The organism is Gimesia aquarii (assembly GCF_007748195.1).
Classification (GTDB): Bacteria; Planctomycetota; Planctomycetia; order Planctomycetales; family Planctomycetaceae; genus Gimesia; species Gimesia aquarii.
Window position 1 is genome coordinate 7,069,131 of the sequence record NZ_CP037920.1, and the last position, 19,965, is coordinate 7,089,095.

Annotated in this window: 12 protein-coding genes; 4 read left to right on the forward strand and 8 right to left on the reverse strand. The window is 45.7% G+C overall.

Going from position 1 to position 19,965, the window contains the following annotated elements; all coding sequences use genetic code 11:
- Nucleotides 1–105: 105 nt before the first annotated feature.
- The gene (locus V144x_RS26925) at nt 106–1,431 is read right to left on the reverse strand and encodes a DUF1501 domain-containing protein (RefSeq protein WP_144990103.1); all 1,326 of its coding nucleotides are present in this window, start codon (nt 1,429–1,431) and stop codon (nt 106–108) included.
- Nucleotides 1,432–1,488: 57 nt separating this feature from the next.
- Nucleotides 1,489–4,929, reverse strand: a complete 3,441-nt coding sequence (locus tag V144x_RS26930; RefSeq protein WP_144990105.1) for a DUF1553 domain-containing protein — start codon at nt 4,927–4,929, stop codon at nt 1,489–1,491.
- A 211-nt stretch (nt 4,930–5,140) separates the two neighbouring features.
- Here V144x_RS26930 and V144x_RS26935 point away from each other — a divergent pair, with 211 nt between their 5' ends.
- On the forward strand, nt 5,141–5,755 hold the full coding sequence (locus tag V144x_RS26935) for a sigma-70 family RNA polymerase sigma factor (RefSeq protein WP_144990107.1): 615 nt from the start codon (nt 5,141–5,143) through the stop codon (nt 5,753–5,755).
- A gap of 6 nt (nt 5,756–5,761) precedes the next feature.
- Nucleotides 5,762–7,195: a hypothetical protein gene (locus V144x_RS26940; RefSeq protein WP_144990109.1), complete on the forward strand. Its 1,434-nt coding sequence runs from the start codon at nt 5,762–5,764 to the stop codon at nt 7,193–7,195.
- A 10-nt stretch (nt 7,196–7,205) separates the two neighbouring features.
- Here V144x_RS26940 and V144x_RS26945 read toward each other — a convergent pair whose 3' ends face one another.
- The 5 genes from V144x_RS26945 to V144x_RS26965 form a co-directional block, all read right to left on the reverse strand.
- Nucleotides 7,206–10,142 carry an FG-GAP-like repeat-containing protein gene (locus tag V144x_RS26945; protein WP_144990111.1) on the reverse strand — a complete coding sequence of 979 codons (2,937 nt, stop codon included), beginning with the start codon at nt 10,140–10,142 and terminating at the stop codon, nt 7,206–7,208.
- 12 nt (nt 10,143–10,154) lie between these two features.
- Nucleotides 10,155–10,610: a hypothetical protein gene (locus V144x_RS26950; RefSeq protein WP_144990113.1), complete on the reverse strand. Its 456-nt coding sequence runs from the start codon at nt 10,608–10,610 to the stop codon at nt 10,155–10,157.
- 104 nt (nt 10,611–10,714) lie between these two features.
- On the reverse strand, nt 10,715–11,698 hold the full coding sequence (locus tag V144x_RS26955) for a DUF1559 domain-containing protein (RefSeq protein ID WP_144990115.1): 984 nt from the start codon (nt 11,696–11,698) through the stop codon (nt 10,715–10,717).
- Between the two features lie 330 nt (nt 11,699–12,028).
- Nucleotides 12,029–13,690: an NCS2 family permease gene (locus tag V144x_RS26960; protein ID WP_144990117.1), complete on the reverse strand. Its 1,662-nt coding sequence runs from the start codon at nt 13,688–13,690 to the stop codon at nt 12,029–12,031.
- Nucleotide 13,691: 1 nt separating this feature from the next.
- Nucleotides 13,692–14,678, reverse strand: a complete 987-nt coding sequence (locus V144x_RS26965; RefSeq protein ID WP_144990119.1) for an adenosine kinase — start codon at nt 14,676–14,678, stop codon at nt 13,692–13,694.
- A gap of 482 nt (nt 14,679–15,160) precedes the next feature.
- Here V144x_RS26965 and thiC point away from each other — a divergent pair, with 482 nt between their 5' ends.
- Nucleotides 15,161–16,810: a phosphomethylpyrimidine synthase ThiC gene (gene thiC / locus V144x_RS26970; RefSeq protein WP_144991187.1), complete on the forward strand. Its 1,650-nt coding sequence runs from the start codon at nt 15,161–15,163 to the stop codon at nt 16,808–16,810.
- Between the two features lie 78 nt (nt 16,811–16,888).
- On the opposite strand, the gene V144x_RS26975 is transcribed toward thiC, so the two are convergent.
- On the reverse strand, nt 16,889–19,009 hold the full coding sequence (locus V144x_RS26975) for an Rpo12/RPC10 RNA polymerase subunit family protein (protein WP_144990121.1): 2,121 nt from the start codon (nt 19,007–19,009) through the stop codon (nt 16,889–16,891).
- A 331-nt stretch (nt 19,010–19,340) separates the two neighbouring features.
- Between V144x_RS26975 and V144x_RS26980 the strand changes: the two genes are divergently transcribed.
- The gene (locus V144x_RS26980) at nt 19,341–19,907 is read left to right on the forward strand and encodes a YqgE/AlgH family protein (RefSeq protein WP_144990123.1); all 567 of its coding nucleotides are present in this window, start codon (nt 19,341–19,343) and stop codon (nt 19,905–19,907) included.
- Nucleotides 19,908–19,965 lie beyond the last annotated feature (58 nt).

Here is a 19,965-nt window from a genome sequence, read left to right on the forward strand (position 1 = left end):
CAGAGAGCTACTGACGATAGACTGTGGACTGGTATTTAACCAACAGATACTCGAACGGCTTATCGTTTTTAAAACCGTTTGCATGCTAGACTAAAGTGAGTCTACTTACCCGAAGAGTTCGCGCACGGGTTGCCCCATGTCGGTAATTGGAACAGGACGGTCGCCAGAATGTAGTTCCTCAGTAGGATCGATGCCCAGCGCACAATAAATGGTCGCGTGCAGATCGGGAACTGAAACGGGACGAGAGACAATTGCTTCGCCGAGTTCGTTTGTCACACCGATCGTTTTTCCATTTTGTAAGCCACCGCCTGCCAATACCACGCTGAAAGCTTTGGACTGATGGCCACGGCCTCCACCCGAATCGAATTTCGCAGGACGACCAAACTCTGAAGCGACAACGATCAATGTTTTGTCGAGTAGCTTATGTTTCTCCAGGTCGAGTACCAATGACGACAGTGCAGAATCAAGCTCTTTAATCAACAAATGCTGATTGAGCTGGCCGTCGTTATGGGTATCCCAACCTGTACCATTTACAAAGTTCAGGTTATGAGAAACTTCGATAAAGCGAACTCCCGATTGAATCAACCGTCTCGACAACAGACAACGCTGTCCAAACTCGCCACCGTAGGAAGCGCGCAGGTCACTTTTTTCGTTTTCTAATTGAAACACTTTCATGAACTCGGGACCGGACAGACGAAGTGCTTCGGCGACAGATTCGTCATAATCCTGGATCGTTTGTCCGCCGAAACTTTTCTGGCGATATTCGGCTCTTACCTTTGACAATAAGCGTTCTCGGCGATCCTGCCGACTCTGATTGACGCGTGCGGATCGAGTGAAGCCACTGGGACCGGCGGTCGTATCTGTCAGGTAGACATAACCGGCTTTACTTCCCAGGAAACCAGGGCCACGAGTCACGTTCGGATATCCAATCAAAACATAAGCAGGAGCATGCGGGCTCGCGGCTCCTCTCTGATGGGCGATCACCGAACCTACAGAAGGATAAGTGATTGTACCCGTAGTAGGCCGTCCTGTATGCATACGATTTGTGGCAGCCGCATGTTCGTCAATCACTTCATGATGTACGCTTCGGACAATGTTGAATCGATCTAGAATCGGCGCACATTTGGAAAGATGCTCACAAACTTCAGTTCCCTGAATCGCTGTCGGAATCGGATCGTAATAGGAACCTGCCTTTTTCGCTTTCGGATCGCCTTTCCGTTTGGGATCCCAGGTATCAATGTGGCAGGAACCGCCACCCAGCCAGACCATAATACAATGCTCTGCTTTTCCGACAGGCATCGGCTGTTTCTTGACACTCGATTTCTCAGAGGCCAGAAGTTGTTGCCAGGGAGTCCCCAAAGCAGAGGCAGCCAAACCGGTGACAGATGCCTGACGCAAGAAATCACGGCGTGTTGAATGAAATTCGTTCATGATTCACTCTTAGTTTATAATTCTGATAAGGTATCGTAATTAAGTTAAGTCGAGAAGCTAAGGCACAAAGATAAATTCAGGAGAGTTTAAGAGTGCCCAAAGCATATCTTCATATCGATTTCGCCAGTCTTCTTTCAGACGCTGTGTAGGAGGGTCTCCTTTTTTCACTGCGGCCTGAAGTTCGACTTTAATTTCATTGGCGCGGGGGCTCAAATGATTTGACCAGCCGACCAGATTACGAGGTAACGGTTCAGGGCTGACTATTTTTGCATTGGGATTGACGCGCTCGGTATAACCAGATTTGAGCAACTCAACAAACATCTGTAATTCATTGGTCGTTGGCTCACGTGTGAGTGTTTTTAAGACCGTCTGGTGAATCAACTTTTCTACAGGCTGATCCTGCAATGCCAATTCTGTAAAATCACTGTCATCTGAAAGGCGTGTGAAACGCTTCCCAACGATGCCATTTGCGAGAATCGCAGGCTGTAACGCCGTTGAGGTATACTCTCTGACGCTTGTCGGATTCTGTCGCGTATCCCGCCAACCGAACGTTTTCAGTAGCGTAATAAATGGCTGACCAAAGGGGAGTGCGAGGCTGGGACGATCACGCTCGTTCGAAGGCGAGGTAAATTCCCAGGCACGACGAGGAGATCCCAAGTCAAGAGCGGTCGGGACACCCAATGCCCCATCAATGTCGATACACATGCGTCCGGCATTTAAAGGCTTACCACAAATCGCAAACATCGAATCAACAATTTGTTCGGCTTGCATTCGACGTAAAACAGGAGATGCAAAATTGTAAGTTCCCTCCACAATGGATTCGACTTTGGTCGCATCAGTACTCACTTGCCGCTGGTAGAGATCCGATTCAAAGATCAGGCGTGCTAAATACTTTAAATCGTAGCCGTGGATGACGAATTGTTGTGACAGGTATTGAAGTAATTCCGGATGTGAAGGCTCCTGCCCATCCCAGTCATCAACGGGCTCGACCAGTCCCTGACCGAGATATCGCTTCCAGACGCGGTTCACAATCACATTCGCAAAGCGATCGTTTTTAGGTGAAGTAATAATGGCCGCCAGTTGCTCACGTGTGTCTTTGGCAGAACGTAGATAGTTTTCAGGAAAACGTTCGGGATTGATCAATTCTCCAAACGTCCATTTGGGAGGAACCTGCTCTCCTGGCAACAAGGTCACTGAAACGAGCATCGAATTTGACTTGGGATCAAACCCCGGAATCGAGCTGGTTTTAGGAACTCCTTGCGGCGTTCTCTTTAACATCGCCGCCAGACTGAAGAGATCGCGCTGTTTGAAATCATGAAAGGGAGCATCATGGCACCGCGCACATTTCATGTTTAACCCCAGAAAGGTTTGACCAATGATATGTGCTTTTGCCGCCATGGGAGCATCATTCTGTGAAGCCATTTCAAAACCGGCGGGACCACCGAAGTATTTACTGCCCTCCATCATCACCAGTTCGGTGAGGAAGCGATCGAAAGGTCTGTTATCGTAAAAGGATTCATGAATCCACCAGCGAAACGGTCCCGAGTTATTCAAAGTGGGTTTAATGACATTGGGGTTTTCAGCCAAAACATCCTGCCAATATCCAACCCAGTTATCGGCCCAACCGGGATCATTGAGCAGACGCGTAATGGCATTTACACGCCGTGTTTCTGGTTTATCAGAGAGATATTCCTGAATCAATTTTGGCGAAGGGACGGTTCCCGTTGTGTCGAGTGACAGTCGCCTCAGAAAGGCAAGATCATTTAGCTGTGGCGACTGAGCGACCTTCTCTCTAGCCAAACGTTGATTGATGAAATGATCAACCTCATTGTTTGCCCGTAACCCGACGGTAGCCGCGGGTACTTTGGCTTGAGGTTGCTTCAGTACTTCCTCTCTGGCAAGCCGATGTCGCCAATCCCAGTATTTGTCTTCTTTGGTGGCCACTTTCTGTCGACGCTGTGCATTGATGGCGATCAGTGAGTGGCGGAACTTGCGTTCGAAGGGGACCCAGCTTTCATCAGTCAACCAGACTAACTCATCATCGTTTGAAAGTAATTGAAAGTCTTTTTCAAGATCACCGATGAAAATAGCCGTTTCGCCAAAATCAGCTCGATGACCGAAACCACCGACAAACATCTCAAACCGCACACGGTGTGACTTGCCGTCTCCAACGTACTCGATCACTTTTTCCTGATCGCCTCGATACAAGGGGCGAATATGAGGTGCCAAACTACGATCTACATCAAAGACACGACCGTGAGCACTACCGGAAATTTTATGGAATCCCGTCTCGGCAACTAATTTATCGTCGATATAAAGTCGAGACGCGTTTCGCGCGCGTACCAGAATCCGCTTTTTTCCTTTAGGAATGGTCACATGCGACATCGCCCGAATTAAAAACGGACCAGAACGATCCAACTTGATACCCCGACTGGAATACTTATTAGGTATATCAATCAGCGCAAAATGAGGTTGCGTGAATGATTCTGAAAAACGAGGCGGGCGGAAGGTCCATGATTTCCGATTGGGAACCCCTTCAAACACATCCACTTGAACTCGATCAGAGGGAACGCTGGTCCAATCGATGCGAGGCTTGGGAGTTACATACTGAAAGTGGGAAGCAATTTGTTTTGCTGATAAAGCAGTTCTATAAATGGCGACTTCATCCAGTCGTCCATGAAATGAACTGTTTGCTGACCCACCTAATGAAGAACCGATCCAGAGTTCATCGTTATCGACAACGGGAGGCAAAGTTGTATCACCGCCCATATCCCACTTACCGGAAACAGTCTTACCATCAACATACGCTTTCAGGCTTTTCTTTTTTCCGAACGTATAAGTTACAGCAACATGATGCCAGTTGCCTGAGCTGATCCCTGCACCTCTTGAAGTCCAACGATGAAAGTTTGGCTTTTCATCTTTCTTTTTTGGATACCCACGAAACAAAAAGCTGATCTCAGACCCAGTGACTCTTAAGCCATAGTTTTGATTATCGCGTGCCATACCTGGTCGGTTAGTGCGACCTTTACCAATAATATAGTAATGACGACCTGACTGAGTGGATTCCATATTGACCCAGGCCTCTAATGTAATTGAATCGCCGGCGGTAAAATCGAGGACACTATTCTCACCCGGGTCAACAACGCGGAGAAACCCCTGGCCTGGCTTGAATTCTGCAGCCTGATTGTTTGACTGGAATAGAGGAAACTCAGAAGGTCTGGGACCTGTTGATGTCTCTACTTTATTGCCTTTCAACAATCCCGTCAGCGCTTGAGGTGACTGCTTTTTATCGTGATGACTCAGTGAAGTACTGGGAAATCCTGCCTTTGAACGTTGTTCGAAACTCCAATAAACCGACGGTTGATGCGAGAGTATCAAACCTCGATAACCGGTATGAGGTTTCTTTGCTTCTACTTCTGCAAAAGAGTAACTGGGAAGGAAAAGGAGCAAAAACACCAGAAAAGAAGGAGCACTCTTAATGGATACCAGAAATTTCATAACAAGTAATTCCAGATAAACGGGTTCTCGGAAGAGAAACAACAGTGGGCGGGTTTTGTCGTAATCGAATAACAGAGAATTCCTGACCTGCAAACAAAACTGTACACAAGAGTACAATCTCTATTATAGATTACGATCTACCAGCATATACCGAACTGCACCATAATCTCACGCCAAATTATATCATGTTTGTCCAATTTGTGAATTTTTTGTGAGATCGGCGATCTTCTGGTATATAAAAGCAGCTTACTTCGACATCGCCAGTCTACTGATGGCACTGATATTGGGGATCATTCAAATCTTGAAGCCTGACGAGACTGAAAAATTTGTTCAATTGCTGACCGGGCATCAGAGTATGCTTTATGCCTATATTCGATCATTGTTACCGAATTCCGATGCGGTACAGGATGTCCTCCAGGAAACGAATATGGTGCTCTGGCGACGATCAGCAGAATTTAAAGAGGGAACGAATTTTGTTGCCTGGGCATGCAAAGTCGCTTATTTTCAAGTTATGGCCTTTTACCGTGACAATAAACGAGATTCCATGGTATTTAATGTCGAGCTGGTATCCATGTTAGCAAAACAAAATGAAGAGAAACTGGCTGGTTCGCATGACCTGCAGCAGGTTTTGTCGCGATGTCTTACCAAACTTCCGGAACAAAGCCGCCAGCTGATTCAAAAACGATATGCACCGGGTGGATCTGTGCAATCCATTGCGGCGGAACAAGGGCGATCCGTAGGTGCTATTTCTCAAATGCTTTACCGTATTCGTCAACTATTGCAAGAATGCGTTCAGAAAACACTTGCCAGTGAGCAGGGAGAGTAATTTATCATGAATATCAATTCCCATGATCATGAAGAACAGAAAGATCCGCAACAGATCATCTCGGCATTTCTCGACGGTTTACTCACCGAAGAGGAAAACCAGAGCTTTCTGGCAAGTTTGGAATCTGATGAAGCAATCCGTAACCTCTTTCTGGAAATGATGAATACCGATTCCCTGTTGCAATGGGAACAAGGGCAGACGGAACCTTTACCAGATCTCATTCATGCGAGCAGCGAAATCAACGCTGTCACTACAAACATCGATCCCGGTGTTGTTTCAGCACGTAAGCAATTAGCCATGATGCGCTATGCATTGGGTGCAACAATTGCCATCTGCGTATGTCTGGTGGGACTTTTAATTATGGAAAGTCATCCCACTCCGGCAGTTGCGCAATTTGATTCCAGCGATGGTGTTCCTGCCGCTATGATTATCGAGGAACATGATGCGGTCTGGGAGCAAACGGAATGGACTCAAGATGTGAGCAAGCCGCTTGTACCCGGCTGGTTAAAATTGAAATCAGGACGCGCGTTAATTGATTTTTTAGGTGGAACAACGATTGCCTTGCAAGGTCCTGCAGAACTGGGTTTGAATGCCAATAATCGAGCCTATTTAAAATCCGGTCGTTTAGCTGTGGTGGGAACTTCGCGAACGCATGAGTTTACTTTAACAACAGAAAATCTGACGATCCTTTCACAGTCGGCCAATTTCGGCCTGATCGTAAATCCCGAAAAACAAGCGGAATTACATGTTTTTGAAGGGAGTGTCACTGTTTCACAATCGCAGTCTCAACCGGATGAACAACCTACTCAAAATCAAGTCTCTGTACCCGTTGATTCAATCAAAGTTGAAGCAGGTCAGTCCATTGTCTTCGATCAGAGCGGTCAGGAAGTCACACGTCAACTGGCTGATCGAAGTGCATTCCCGACTCGCAGTCAATTCTCTGTTGCTGATCCTCCCGGAGACATTCCAGCGATCAATTTTTCTGAACACCAAATCAAACCTTATAGTTTTCAGGACGGGCAATATGAATTGCCGACTGATTACCAATTGATCGAACAAGGCAAAGGGCTTCGGCTCTGGGGAAACGCCTGGAAAACGATAGAGATCAACCGAGAAATCACTCCTGATACCGTGATCGAATTTGACTTTCGCTGCGCTCATGAAGGTCAAATTCATGGGTTTGGGTTTGATTCAGATAATGAGTATGACGCTCAGACTAATTATGTTTTTCAGATTTACGGCTACGAAGCGCGGCCCGGTATCGGCCAGCAATTCAACACTTATACGGGGACTGACTGGAAACGTTTCCGGATTCGCGTAGGACGTTATCATGTGGGAAAACAACGTTACCTCTATTTCCTCGCCGATGAAGATGTGATTGCCCGCGCGGAAAGTCAGTTTCGCAATGTGAGAATTTACGAAGCTCCGACAAATCAGTAAATATTTTTGATCAGGGGTAGGTTCTCAGCGGAACAGGCTGGGGATTTTCTTCGATGATCATGATCTCTTGATTTGCCGCCAGTCGCTCGAATGTCTGTTTTTTTCCTGAAAGCCATTCAACAGAGATATTTTGTGCTTCGGTCTGATTGCCTAATCCAAAAACTAGTATCCGCTGATTGCAGGCCATGTACCCATCCCCGGCAGTCAACTGCCTCATCATTGACTGACCGTTGACTTGCAGACGCACCGTGGTCCCAATGGCATCCCGGCTGGAAATAGTTCCCGTTAAGTGGATTACGAGACTGTTACCATGATTCTCGGTTGTATTTTGTAAGAGAGCGACGGGAGACTGTAATTGAGTAATTACCGCTTCCGGTAATCCATCTCGGTTCCAATCCAGGCGCGCGAGTCCGCGTCCAAGTCGTTTTTCTTCAAAGAAAGGTCCCAATTCATTGGCTGGAATGTCTTTATATTGACCAGCGCCTGTATTCAGAAAAAACTGTGTTTTCATTTGATACGGCATGCCAGTCTTACTTAAATCTTCCACATGTCCATTCGTGGCGATTAAATCCAATTTGCCATTTAAATTCGCATCCAGAAATTGAGTTCCAAACCCTAACACGGAAAGGCTGGAATCGTGAAGTAAGGATTTACGAGTGAGATCCAGAAATATTTCCGGATTGATTTGACTGTAAAATGTATTGGACTCACGAAAATAATTCGTCACAAACAAATCTAATAGTTCATCACCATTGCCATCACCGGCTGCAATTCCCATACAGGCTTCGGTTCGACCATCGGAATTGAGGGCGAGCCCTGCCAGAAGTGCCTGCTCCTGGAAGTGAGGCAGGCTTTTGATTTTAGTGGTCTGATTGACAAAGTAAAAATTGGGAACAGCATCGTTGGCTATGAATAAATTTAATTTGTTTTGATTCCCAAAATCAGCCGTAACAATCCCCAACCCCTTTCCGTCAGGAGCTTCAATTCCCGATTCAGATGTAATATCTTCGAAGTCACCATTGGTCTGATTCAAAAAAAGGCGATCCTGTGCAGCAGGAAAATTTTGTGGCATACATGAGCGAAACGAACCATCGCCAGTTCGGCACACACGTTCGAATACATCTTCCCCCGTGAGATAGTTGACCGCATAAATTTCAGGAAACGCATCATTGTTTAAATCTGCCAGGAGACAGCTTGTTGTCCAGTCACTGGCGTTACCTGTTGCCTGATTTGACTCTGAAAATGTCCCATCTCCATTGTTGAGATAGAGTCGATTTTCGCCAATGTTTCCGATATAAATATCATCAAAACCATCGTTGTTGAGATCACCAATTGTCACACCCTGGCTAAATCGGTTTTCCCTAATTCCAGTGTGGTCGGTTACATTTCGAAAAGTGCCATCACCTTGATTAAGAAATACAGAGTCGAGATATTGCATCTCACTTGCACGAGGTGGCCAGACGCATCCTTGTGCCAGATAAAGATCGGGCCAGTCATCATTATTCAGATCAAGAACAGCAACCCCTCCTCCGGTAAATTCATACATTTTCGGTTTTCGGTTTGGTTGTTCCGCGCTATTGAAATATTTAAAGATGACTCCCGTCTCTGCTGCGACTTCCTGAAATGTGACTGCAGAATACTGCGTAACTATAGTAGGATTACCGACATGTAAGGGTTTTGGGGATTGCATCGGCAAATGATACTCGGAGAAGTCGAATTCAAAGGCCGGATTTTTTGAATCCAGCATGCGCTTTAAAGGGATTGCTGATAGCTCAGGACCGAGTTCATCCAAAGTGTTTTGTGCCCAGGTTGCCTGTGGTGCGAGCATCAACGCTGCTTTACTCCAACCAAACGCTTCCCAGATCAAACCGAGTTCTTTGCCTAGCTGAACTGCTTTCTTGGCAGCGTTCAAATCCTGATCGGAAAAAGCCACTTTCACTTCGCTTTCATATGCCTGAAGTTTTGTGGTCTGATCAAGAAATCGATTTGCCTCTTCTGTTTCGCCCTTTTTTAATAAAAGTTGTCCCAGTTGATAGCAGGCTTGAGAGTTCGTTCCATCAAGCTGAATTGCCTCTCCAAAACATCGAATGGCAGCATTCACATTACCTTGTTCTTGATACCAGTTTCCTCGAATGTTCCAGATCAGTGGATGCTGATTTGCTTGTTCTGGCAATTTATCCAGCCAGGCTTTCATCGCCAGTGGATCATTTCGCTGGCTAATCAATTGGCCCGATTTGACATAGGCTTCTATCAACTTCGGATCCAGTTTGATGACTTGCTTTAGTTGTTCTTCCGCTTTTTTAAACTGCTGCTCCTCAATCGATCCCCGTGCCAGACCTAAAAGTACCAGCGGATCATGGGGGGAAGTTTGCGCATATTCCAGGACTGTCTGATAGTTTTCAAACGCACGGTCCCCTATCACAAGTAGATAAAGAATGATGGGAGTAAATCGATTACTGGGAATCAATGACAAGCGTGGGCGTTCTGCTTCCCAACTTTGCGAACTTAAACCAAGCAGATATGCCAAATGCTCATTGGCGATTGTATTTTGAGGGTCAAGTTCTAAAAGTAGACGATATTCTTTCTCTGCACGAGAGAGGGCTTTTAATTTCATTAACAGAAGCTCGCCCGCTTTACCGCGGGCCTTGATTGCATCTGTTTTTTTTGAATCGGAAATACGGTCGTAGAAGATCACGGCCTGCTCATAATTTCCCTGAGACTCTGCCGCTTCCGCTGCAAGTAGTGCTGCCTGATCTGCATATCCCTCCTGATCAAGCAGTGATTCTGCAATTTGCTGTGCAATGGGATATCTTTTTTGCAGCAGTGCTTCATTTGCTGCTTTTAATCGTTGGTCAGGAGAATTTTGAGTCTGCCCACAATTAGCAAGAATTAAGACACAAACACATAATAAACCGAGAGAGATTCCTATCTTGATATTACGCTTCATAGATCAAGTTTATTATGGTTTAAGATCAAAGTCGAACGTGTTTTCTCCTTCTTTGACGACGACCTGTAAATCAGTATCCTGTTCACTTTGGTATTTCTTAGGGACATCTTTAAGTGCGTCTTTCAATTCTGGATTTCCTGATTCAGAAGGGGGTGCGTCCCCAAGCCCAGGGGAGGTAAGGTAGACACGATATTCGCCTGCAGGGATTTCACCTGGCAATTCGTACGTGCCATCTTCCATTACGTCAGCATAAACACCAGTTCCAGTCGTCGAAGAGACATAATTGACCCTGGCCTGTTTCAATACGTTTCCGTTAAACTTGATTGTCCCCGCTGCCGTTCCAGAAGGAACAGCATTTGCACTTCCTCCACAACCACTTATCAGGCAAACTGGTGCCATTACGATTACTCCTGAAAAAAACGCGTTTACCAGAAGCTGATTGACTTTCAAACGCAAATGACCAGACATTACATATTCTCCATACGTCAGTTAGTTCAATAAAAACAGCCGATGCATATCAGAGTCGCATCGGCTGTATTGTTAACATTAATTCAACGACTAGTTTTTAAGATTTAAAACTCACCTAAGACAAGGTCATCGTTTTTCATGCCCAATCGACGAAGAGTTTCGATATCGAGATTGTCGGAAATAAATCGAACAGCACCATCTGCAAGCAGGGCATGCATGCCTCCCACATGGAACGAAGTTAACGGATTGTTTGGCGTATAGGTTTGATCGCCTCCGGCAGGAGCGGTCTGAGGGTTGGGACTATAGCGAACTGTATTGACTCCCGTTCCCCAGCTTGACAGCCCAATATGTCCTGCCCAGCCACCGTAGTAGTTGCTACGGTAATCTCTGTTATTAACGAGCCCTGAGTCTTCACCAATGATAATTGTATTTGAGGTCCCATCAGTACAATCACGCATTCGGGCAGATTTACCAATCATCATGAGTCCGTTGTTACACCAGAATCCCCCGTAAGCGCTACCACAACCGCTGTTGTAAGGTGCGGCATTCGCATAGGAACCACTAATACCAACATAGTCCATAGTCATACCTTTTTCACTTCCCAAAGCAGCATTGGGGGAGGTCCTGCCATTATTGGAAACAGGACTGGTTCCGGTATAAAAGGAATCAGCGGAGCTTGAAGGGCATTTATAGATCGGTATGAACAGATTATTTAACACAGCATTTTCTGTGTTATAACCAGAGGCAGAATTTCCATTACCAGATGCATAACCATGGAGTGGAATCGGAGTCTGAGTTAGCTGGTTGTAAGCAGGCGCCTGATCAATATAAGGCAAGATAGAAGATCGCCAGTTTGCTCTGTAATAGGAAGTTTGCGAACCAATGGGAAATGCTCTAAAAGTATCGTGGTAATTGTGAAGTGCCAATCCAATTTGTTTCATGTTGTTTTTACAAGTAGATCGTCGAGCGGCTTCACGCGCTTGTTGAACCGCTGGAAGTAATAGAGCAATCAGAATTGCAATAATTGCGATGACAACGAGTAACTCAATCAGTGTAAAACCTCGCCTCATCAGGGATGTCTTCAACATAAAGTCGTTCCTTAAAATCTAAAAAAATAAAAAGTGTTTAGAATCATTGAAGGGGGTAACGAAACCCGTTGCAGGAATGAAAAATCGCTTTCCAGTGTTCTACTTGAAGCGGAAGGAAAAAGTTTCAGTAAGATTGATTATTTATTAATCATTACTAAAAACAAGTATGTAAAAGTAACCTAACTAGCTAGAATAGAAGCTATTTGACTAAACATACCTAGAACGCATGATCACATATTTTGATGGCAAAACCACACTTTGCCATCAAAATACCTTATAGGAACTGACAGATTAGGTGATCATGTTCCTGGAATCTGAGAAATGCCCCATCTAATGCCCTAAGCTCGGTTCAGAATCAGACTCTTCTGTCTCTGGCATAAGGGGTTCGTCTTTGAAGCCACCGAGGATCAAAAAGGTGACCGCAAACAGCAGATAACCAATGCCAATACCTGTGGCATGATAAGTCACTCCACTCAGATTATCTTCTGTGAATGCCAGTCGAAAGTGAATGTCGTTCCCCATAATTTCATACGCATTTGTGAGTCCGCTAAATGCAAAGATCGCAGCGATGACTGACCAGATTGCTGCAGAGCGGTATTTGCTATCAATCAGACACGCGCAAATGGCAGAAAGAATCATGCAGGTAAAAATAAAGCCTCGCTCCATGACCACCATTCCATGAACCAGAAATCCATTGACTTCTGTAAAGAGATCTGCCGACAAAACCTGCTGTAATGTTTTGTTGCCGGCGACGAGGAGTGTTCCCTGCATTATGGTTGCTCCCCAGGCAGCGATAGCAGGAAAGAGCCCCAACGCGACAGCAGGCGCATGCCGCTTAGGACAGGCCTGAAAGGCCTGAGCGGTGATGACCATGCCAATCCAAAGTACAATCGCAGCACCCGCTTCAAGAGGAATAATCTGACTGATCACTCCCGTGGTTCCCGTGAGACAAATCACTAGAAAGAAGAGCCCATTCAAAGTCGAATAACCGGCCCGTGATCCCATCTTTTTCCACCCAGGATGACCAATATAAATCGTCGTCGGAAAGCAACTCCCTAAAAGTGATGCAACGATCGTTCCCATACCATTGGCAATCATAGAGGGCCGGGCAGCATAACTGTCTCCTGCGGCTTCCGCAGATTCGATGTTCTGCATGCTGCCAATTACGTTGAATAGTCCCATCGGAAAAATCACCGACATATAACCGAGCCATTCATCAGGTTGTTTCAGTAATTCCCAAAGTGCAGAGCCTGCAAATTGAGGCGGGTACCAGCCCCACTGCCCCCAGGCTGTCTTGATGGCTTCAGTACTCATGGCCGATCCCTGCATGAATTGAGGGATGAACTCGGGAAGCACCCAGGCACTGATTGTCCCAACGATAATCGCCAGTAAGCCACCTGGCATGCGAAAAGGAAGCTTCGTCTGAGAAAATAGCGTTATCAGCACGACCGCAGCAGGCAACATGCCGATCAAAGGTCTCTGATAAATTTTCAACACAAAAGTCATTGAGATAAACCCGATCGCGATACCCGCAAGCGTTGACAAAAGTGCCGCCCGTGGAGTTAGCCTGCGAACCCAGTCCGCAATAAAAGCCCCAAGAAATTCGATAATACCACTACCGAAACAAGCCAATAATCCCATTTGCCAGGCTGCTTCAGCGCTATTGGTCCGCTGATAGACGGGAATCATCACAAAAAAAATGTAAACCAGAATTGAAGGAGTATTAAGACCATAAGGAAGCGCGCAAACGTCGCTACGATTTTCTTTTTTGGCAAGCTGATGAGCTTGCCAGGCATAAAACACATTCCCGAACAGAATACTCAGTGCAGCCCCTGGCAGAATGTATCGCAACAACAAATCGGAATCTGCAGAGATTCCACATAGACTACACAAAGCAACGATTAGCAGAAGCTGGACAAGGTTATCGATCATTAAGGCGAAAAAACCGTCCAGGTCGCGACGTACAAAGAGAGGGTAGTTGCTATGCTTCATTTCAACTCAGTAGTTCCTGAATTTCATCCTTTGTGAAAGGACGTTGCAGTCGTGCCCCCAACTGCGAGACAATGCGAGCCGCTGCATGTGAAGCAAGGTGACCCGCCTGGTGCCACGTCAGTCCGTTCGTAATTCCATACAGAATTCCCGCAGCATACATATCTCCGGCACCGGTGGTATCGATGGCATCGGTTTCGACCCCTTCAATTGGTATCACACGTCCTTCATGCATCAGAATGGACCCGTCTGGGCCCAGAGTCAAAGCAAGATTTGGCACATGCTTGTGAATCACTTGAGCACAGTCCACCGCGTCCTGTTTTCCTGTCAGGCTACGCGCTTCTTCCAGGTTACAAAACAGCAGATCAACGGGGCCTTCGATCAATTGCTGAAATTCTTCTCGAAATAAATTGATCAGGAATGGATCGGAAACGGTAAACGCGACTTTCACATCGTGTTTTTTAGCCAGTTCAATGGCGCGATAGGCGGCTTGTTTCTGTGTTTCCCCTGTAAACAGATACCCTTCTACATAGACATATTCAGATTGTTTAATATGTTCTTCGTTTAAATCATCCACACTCAACGTGGCTGACACACCGAGGTTTGTCAGCATCGTTCTCTGTGCGTCATCGGTAATCAGCACAACACAGGTTCCAGTGTGTCCTTCAGAAGCGGGAGGAACTTCGATGGTGACACCTAATTTTCGCATGTCAGCCAAATCAAACTCCCCCAGCATATCGCTGGCTACTTTGCCTGCATACGCGGCTTTTCCACCAAAATCGGCGATACCCAGTATCGTGTTCGCAGCAGAACCACCGGCACATTGAGAAATGGGGGCTCCATCGAGCTCTCCCAGCACTTTTTGCTGTGCTTCTTCATCAACCAGCGTCATGATACCTTTGGCATATCCTAATTTTTCCAAAGTGGCATCTGAAACTTGTGCTTGAATATCTACTAACGCGTTTCCAACGCCAAAAACATTGTACTGCATGTCTACCTTAACCTGATGAACTGAGAATCGCTTGAATTTGATCTTTTTGAGAAAAAGAGGGAGTTTAAATCAACCATTTTGAGTATGTGCAGATCATAGCCAATGAATCATTCAATGGGAAACCACAGAGAGTACCCATCTAATCAGTTTGAAAAAAGCATCAAGGTCACTACTATATAGACGAGAATCTAGAGAGATTTTCCATCAAGTGCAGTTCTGCCGCTGGTTGTCTCATTAAAACTTTCGAGGTTGGGATTCTTAAACCATAAACATACTCGATCCTCCGCATCAAATATATAAAGGATGCTTCTAGAATGACTGACTCCTCATCTGCTTATGACCTGATGTACTCCCTACCACCAATTGGAGGAAATCCCTCAACTCATCCGCAACAGACAAATCCAGGAAGTTTTGCGAATCCTCCACAGATTGCCCCGGGAGTCGAAGGCGCTTTCACCTTTTCTTCCCCTGATACCCCCGGAATGCCTGGCGTTTCGGAAAATACGGCATGGGATTTCATGCCGGAAGGTTGGGAACGGAAAGCTGGTTATGAAAATAATTATGAAACGGCTGAAGCCTGGATCCCTCCCTCTGACTTTTTACCAGTCACACAACTGGAATTTGCACGCTGTGGAACGATCACTCCGGAAATGGAACGAGTCGCCGAGCGGGAGCCACATTTAACTGCCGAACAAATTCGCGATGAAGTTGCCTCCGGCCGCATGATAATCCCTGCTAACAAAGTGCACTTGGGATACCAATTGGACCCGATGGCGATTGGCCGTGCGTCAAAAACCAAAGTAAACGCTAACATGGGAGCCTCGCCGGTCTCATCGGGAACAGAGGAAGAAATAGAAAAATTAGAATGGGCAACGCGCTGGGGCGCAGATACCGTGATGGATCTTTCTACTGGGGGGGACATCGACAGTTGTCGTCAGGCGATTATCCAGAACAGTACGGTTCCCATCGGAACAGTCCCCATTTATTCGATGATTATTGCCCGTCGTCTGGAAGATCTGGATCACGCCAGTATTTTACAAATGCTGAAACATCAGGCAAAACAGGGAGTAGACTACTTCACTATACATGCCGGAGTGCTGCAGGAGCACTTATCATTAGTCACACAGCGGCTGATTGGAATTGTCAGTCGAGGCGGATCGCTACTGGCAAAATGGATGCTGCATAATCAACGGCAAAACCCAATGTACGAGCTTTGGGATGAGATCTGTGAAATCATGCGGGAGTACGACGTTAGCTTTTCGATTGGCGATGGCTTGCGACCTGGCGGTCTGGCTGATGGTTCCGACCGCGCTCAATTGGCAGAACTCTGTGTGCTTGGCGAGTTGACTGAACGGGCCTGGAAAAATGGAGTGCAGGTCATGATTGAAGGTCCGGGGCATATTTCATTCGATCAAATCGAATTCAACATGAAAGTTCAGCGAAAACTTTGCCATGGTGCTCCGTTCTACGTATTGGGGCCTCTCGTTACGGATATCTTTCCCGGTTATGACCATATCACAAGTTGTATTGGTGCAACTGCGGCCGGTTACCATGGTGCCAGTATGCTCTGTTACGTAACACCCAAAGAACATCTCGGTTTGCCCAAAAAAGATGACGTGAAACAAGGTTGTATCGCTTATAAAATTGCTGCACATGCTGCTGACGTGGCATTGGGAATTCCTGGTACACGCAATCGAGATGATGACTTAACAGAAGCACGCGCTGCATTGAACTGGGAAAAACACTTTGAGTTGAGCTTTGATCCTGACACCGCGCGCGCCTTACACGATGAAGATTTAGACGTGGATACTGATTTCTGTGCAATGTGTGGCCATGACTGGTGCAGTGTTCGCATTTCGAAAGAAATTCAGGAATTCATGTCCGGTAAATCGGAAGACTATGCCTGGGACAAAGCCAAGAAGACATTGCCACTCACCGCAGAGCAGCAGGAAATTCTGGAGAAGCGCGGCGTACTCAGCCCGGATCAAATCCACAAACTGGCTTCCAAAGTCAAAAAGGAAATGACCGGAGATCAGGACAAAGCATCTTGCCATAGCGATTATGTGGCGCCGGAAGAAGCACAAGAGATGCAGACTTCCAAGCATCTACCTGTGTTAAACGAAAAGCTATAGTTGAACGCTTTCCGTTAACCTGGATTCCTAAGAAACACCCTGTTGGCAACAAAAAGGGCGTTACTTTGATTGACCAAATTAACCGCGAAGTTTCATAGCACCGGCAATAAAACCAATGAACAAAAATATCAAACCACAAATTTTACCAATGGCTCTGCCTGATCGGTAAGCAGACGATCCGGATCGCACAGATGACCCCGATTCATTTGAGTTAGAACTGCCTCTAGATCCATTACTCATGAATGGATTGGCATTGTTGGAAGCAACTCGATTTTGATTTTGTTTGTTCTCATTGCAATAAGGGCATGGTGCTGTGATGCCCTGGCCTTCCGCCTTGAACTTTCGATTACACCTCATACAGCTATAAACTTTATCATTCGCATCCAACCCACAATGCGGACAATGCTTAAAGAATGGTGAGTCTGAAGTATGGGTTTTCTTACATATGGGACATTCAAATTTCGTTTTGAATATCGGCTGTGTCATTGAATGTGCGGGGCGTTCAGGCATCGCACTATTCTGATTCGGGAAGGGGTTACTTCTGGGAATGGATCCTGGCATTGCCCCCGGCATCGCACCTGGGAATCTGCCTCTGCCAGTCATGCCACGGTTCATTCCGCCGGGTATCCTACCTGGAAAGCCTCCCACATTGGAATTATTGTTATTCATCGCCAGTTGATCTGTTTGTTTTTGTTTAGGAGGTTTGAGCAGACTCAAATCCTGGTCACTGAAGAATTCCGTGATAAATAATTCTTCTTTGTCACCAGTATTAATGACAGCAACGGAATCACCATACGCCAACCGCACAAACTTACCTTTAATCTGGCGTTTATTTCTGTCGGTCCAAACCCGGAATTCGTTTTCTCGCTCTTCCAGAGTTAATACCGTATCGGCACCATCGGGGAAAAATTGGCCAGGAATTTCTTTTTTGAGACGTTCCTGAACATACTCTTGATCTTCAGGGCTGAAATTCAGATAAGGAAATTCCTGTAGCATTGAAGTTTTCGTAATATTCAGAAAGACTTTTCCGTCTTCCATTTTTACATAGGATGCCCCCGTAGAATTTCCGGAAAGATCAGTCCATTTTCGGTGGTTGTTAACCCTGATCAACTGCTTCAATTTAGTAGGCGAGAGATTGGGATCAAGGGGCTCGCGATAAACGAGAAGCATTTCCTCGAAACGTCCATGCATTTTCAGTGCATCGCGGAGTAATTGAAGATCTTCTTCAATGAGCGTGCCAATAGGAACTTGTAAGAAACCCGCAGTGCGAGTCGTAAATATAATCTCACGGCCATTAATTCTGCTGAAGCGTGCTTCCGACTTCTGGCCCTTCTTATCTGACCATACCCGATATTCACTTAGTGCAGCAACGAGGGCAGGTTCGATTTCCGTATTCGCTTTGATCACATTCGGATCATCCTGAATTCCATCAGTCATTTTGGCTTTGGCTTCAGCCGCCAACGCTTCTGCTTTAGACTTTTGCTCAACCAACTTCTCAGCCATCTCTTTGGGAAGGTTTGGTATGAGAGAAGTAGCGGGTTGACCGGGCGTGTCCTGCTTTTGATACTCCGCCGGTAACAGAGCCAGCAAGTTATTCCTGCGATGATATTCGATTATCCAATTCAGATCTTTTTCGCTAAGCTGATCGAGAGAAAGCTTCAATGATCCCCCCGATTCTTTGGAGAGCAAAACATTTTGCTTAGAGACAAACAAAAACTTGGCCTGGTGTTTACTCCCATCCTTAAGTTTCCATTCGCGAATTGTGGACACCTTATATGATTCTTCATCGCTGGATTTACCAGAAGACATGTTCTGTTCAGGCTGTGCCTTATTTGTTTCTGTCTCTGCTGGTTTTGTATTGTCTGGCTTTGACCCCTCTTTGACTTCCTGTTTTCGTCGATACTGAGGAGGCAGGAAACTTAACTGTTTTTTTCGCTTATGATATTCATAGAGCCAATTCAAATCCTTGACACTCAATTTCTCCAGTGGTACACGAACTGTTCCCTTTCCATCCAGTTTGAGTGTGGCAATGGGCCCGGAGACATTTATGAGCTTTCCTGTTTCCTCAGTGCCATCGCGATACGTCCAAGTGCGCACGGTAAAGCGTTCATAGCTTTCTTCTGCCCGAACCGAATTTGAAAAGCAAAGCGAACACAAAATGACGAACAAAATGGCGATTTGCGATTTGAAAGAACTCATAATGATCAAAACCATGAAAAAAACTGAAAAAGTGCCTAGATGGAAACAACACTTCTATATAACAGCTAGAATAGACAACAAACGTTCAATTTGAAATACTTTTTTTGAGAATTGTCAGCTAATTGAAGACAATCGACACTCTGTGATTTCAAAAGGCAGGATCCGTCTAATCGGTAAAGTAGAACGCTATAAATAAGGGGCGATTGGGCTGGAAAAATCTAACTCTGTTTTTTGTGGTTTTGTCCAGATATAATGAAACTTGTGTATTCATTCGTTATTCAGAAAATCATTTTGATCCAATAGACCAAAATTTTGGAGTTTAAGTTCCTCTATGTTGAAATCTTTAAAGGGGCATTTTTTAATCGCTTCCCGGAAATTGAATGACCTCAATTTTTATCGATCAGTTGTATTGATTGTGGAACACAATGAGAAAGGGGCAACCGGGTTAATCGTCAACCGCCCTTCTTCACTCTCAATTACCAATGCACTCTCCAAATATTTTGATCTACCAAAACTGGAAGATATGGTATTCACGGGGGGGCCTGTTGAGCCGAGTGGCATGTTTGTTTTACATAATGCGACTGACTTGGAACAAACAGAGGAACCGATTGTTCCCGATCTTTACATGGGAAGCAGCCCGGAAGTATTTGAAAAAGTCGTCTGGCGGATTTCAGAAGGAGACCCCGATTTGGACTTTCGGATTTTTTTTGGATGCGCGGGTTGGGCTCCCTTACAATTAGAATCTGAAATTTATCGTATGGACTGGCTTTACACAGAAGCAAAAACTGAAGATGTTTTCGCCATCGACTCTTATGAATTATGGGATGTTCTACTGGAGAGAGTTATGGCAGAAAAACGCTTTCTCCCCCAACAAAGTGTCCATCCAGAGTGGAACTGAGAATTCGAAAACTTTTGAAAAGATCATCCTGATCATAATTAATCTACATAAAAAGTAT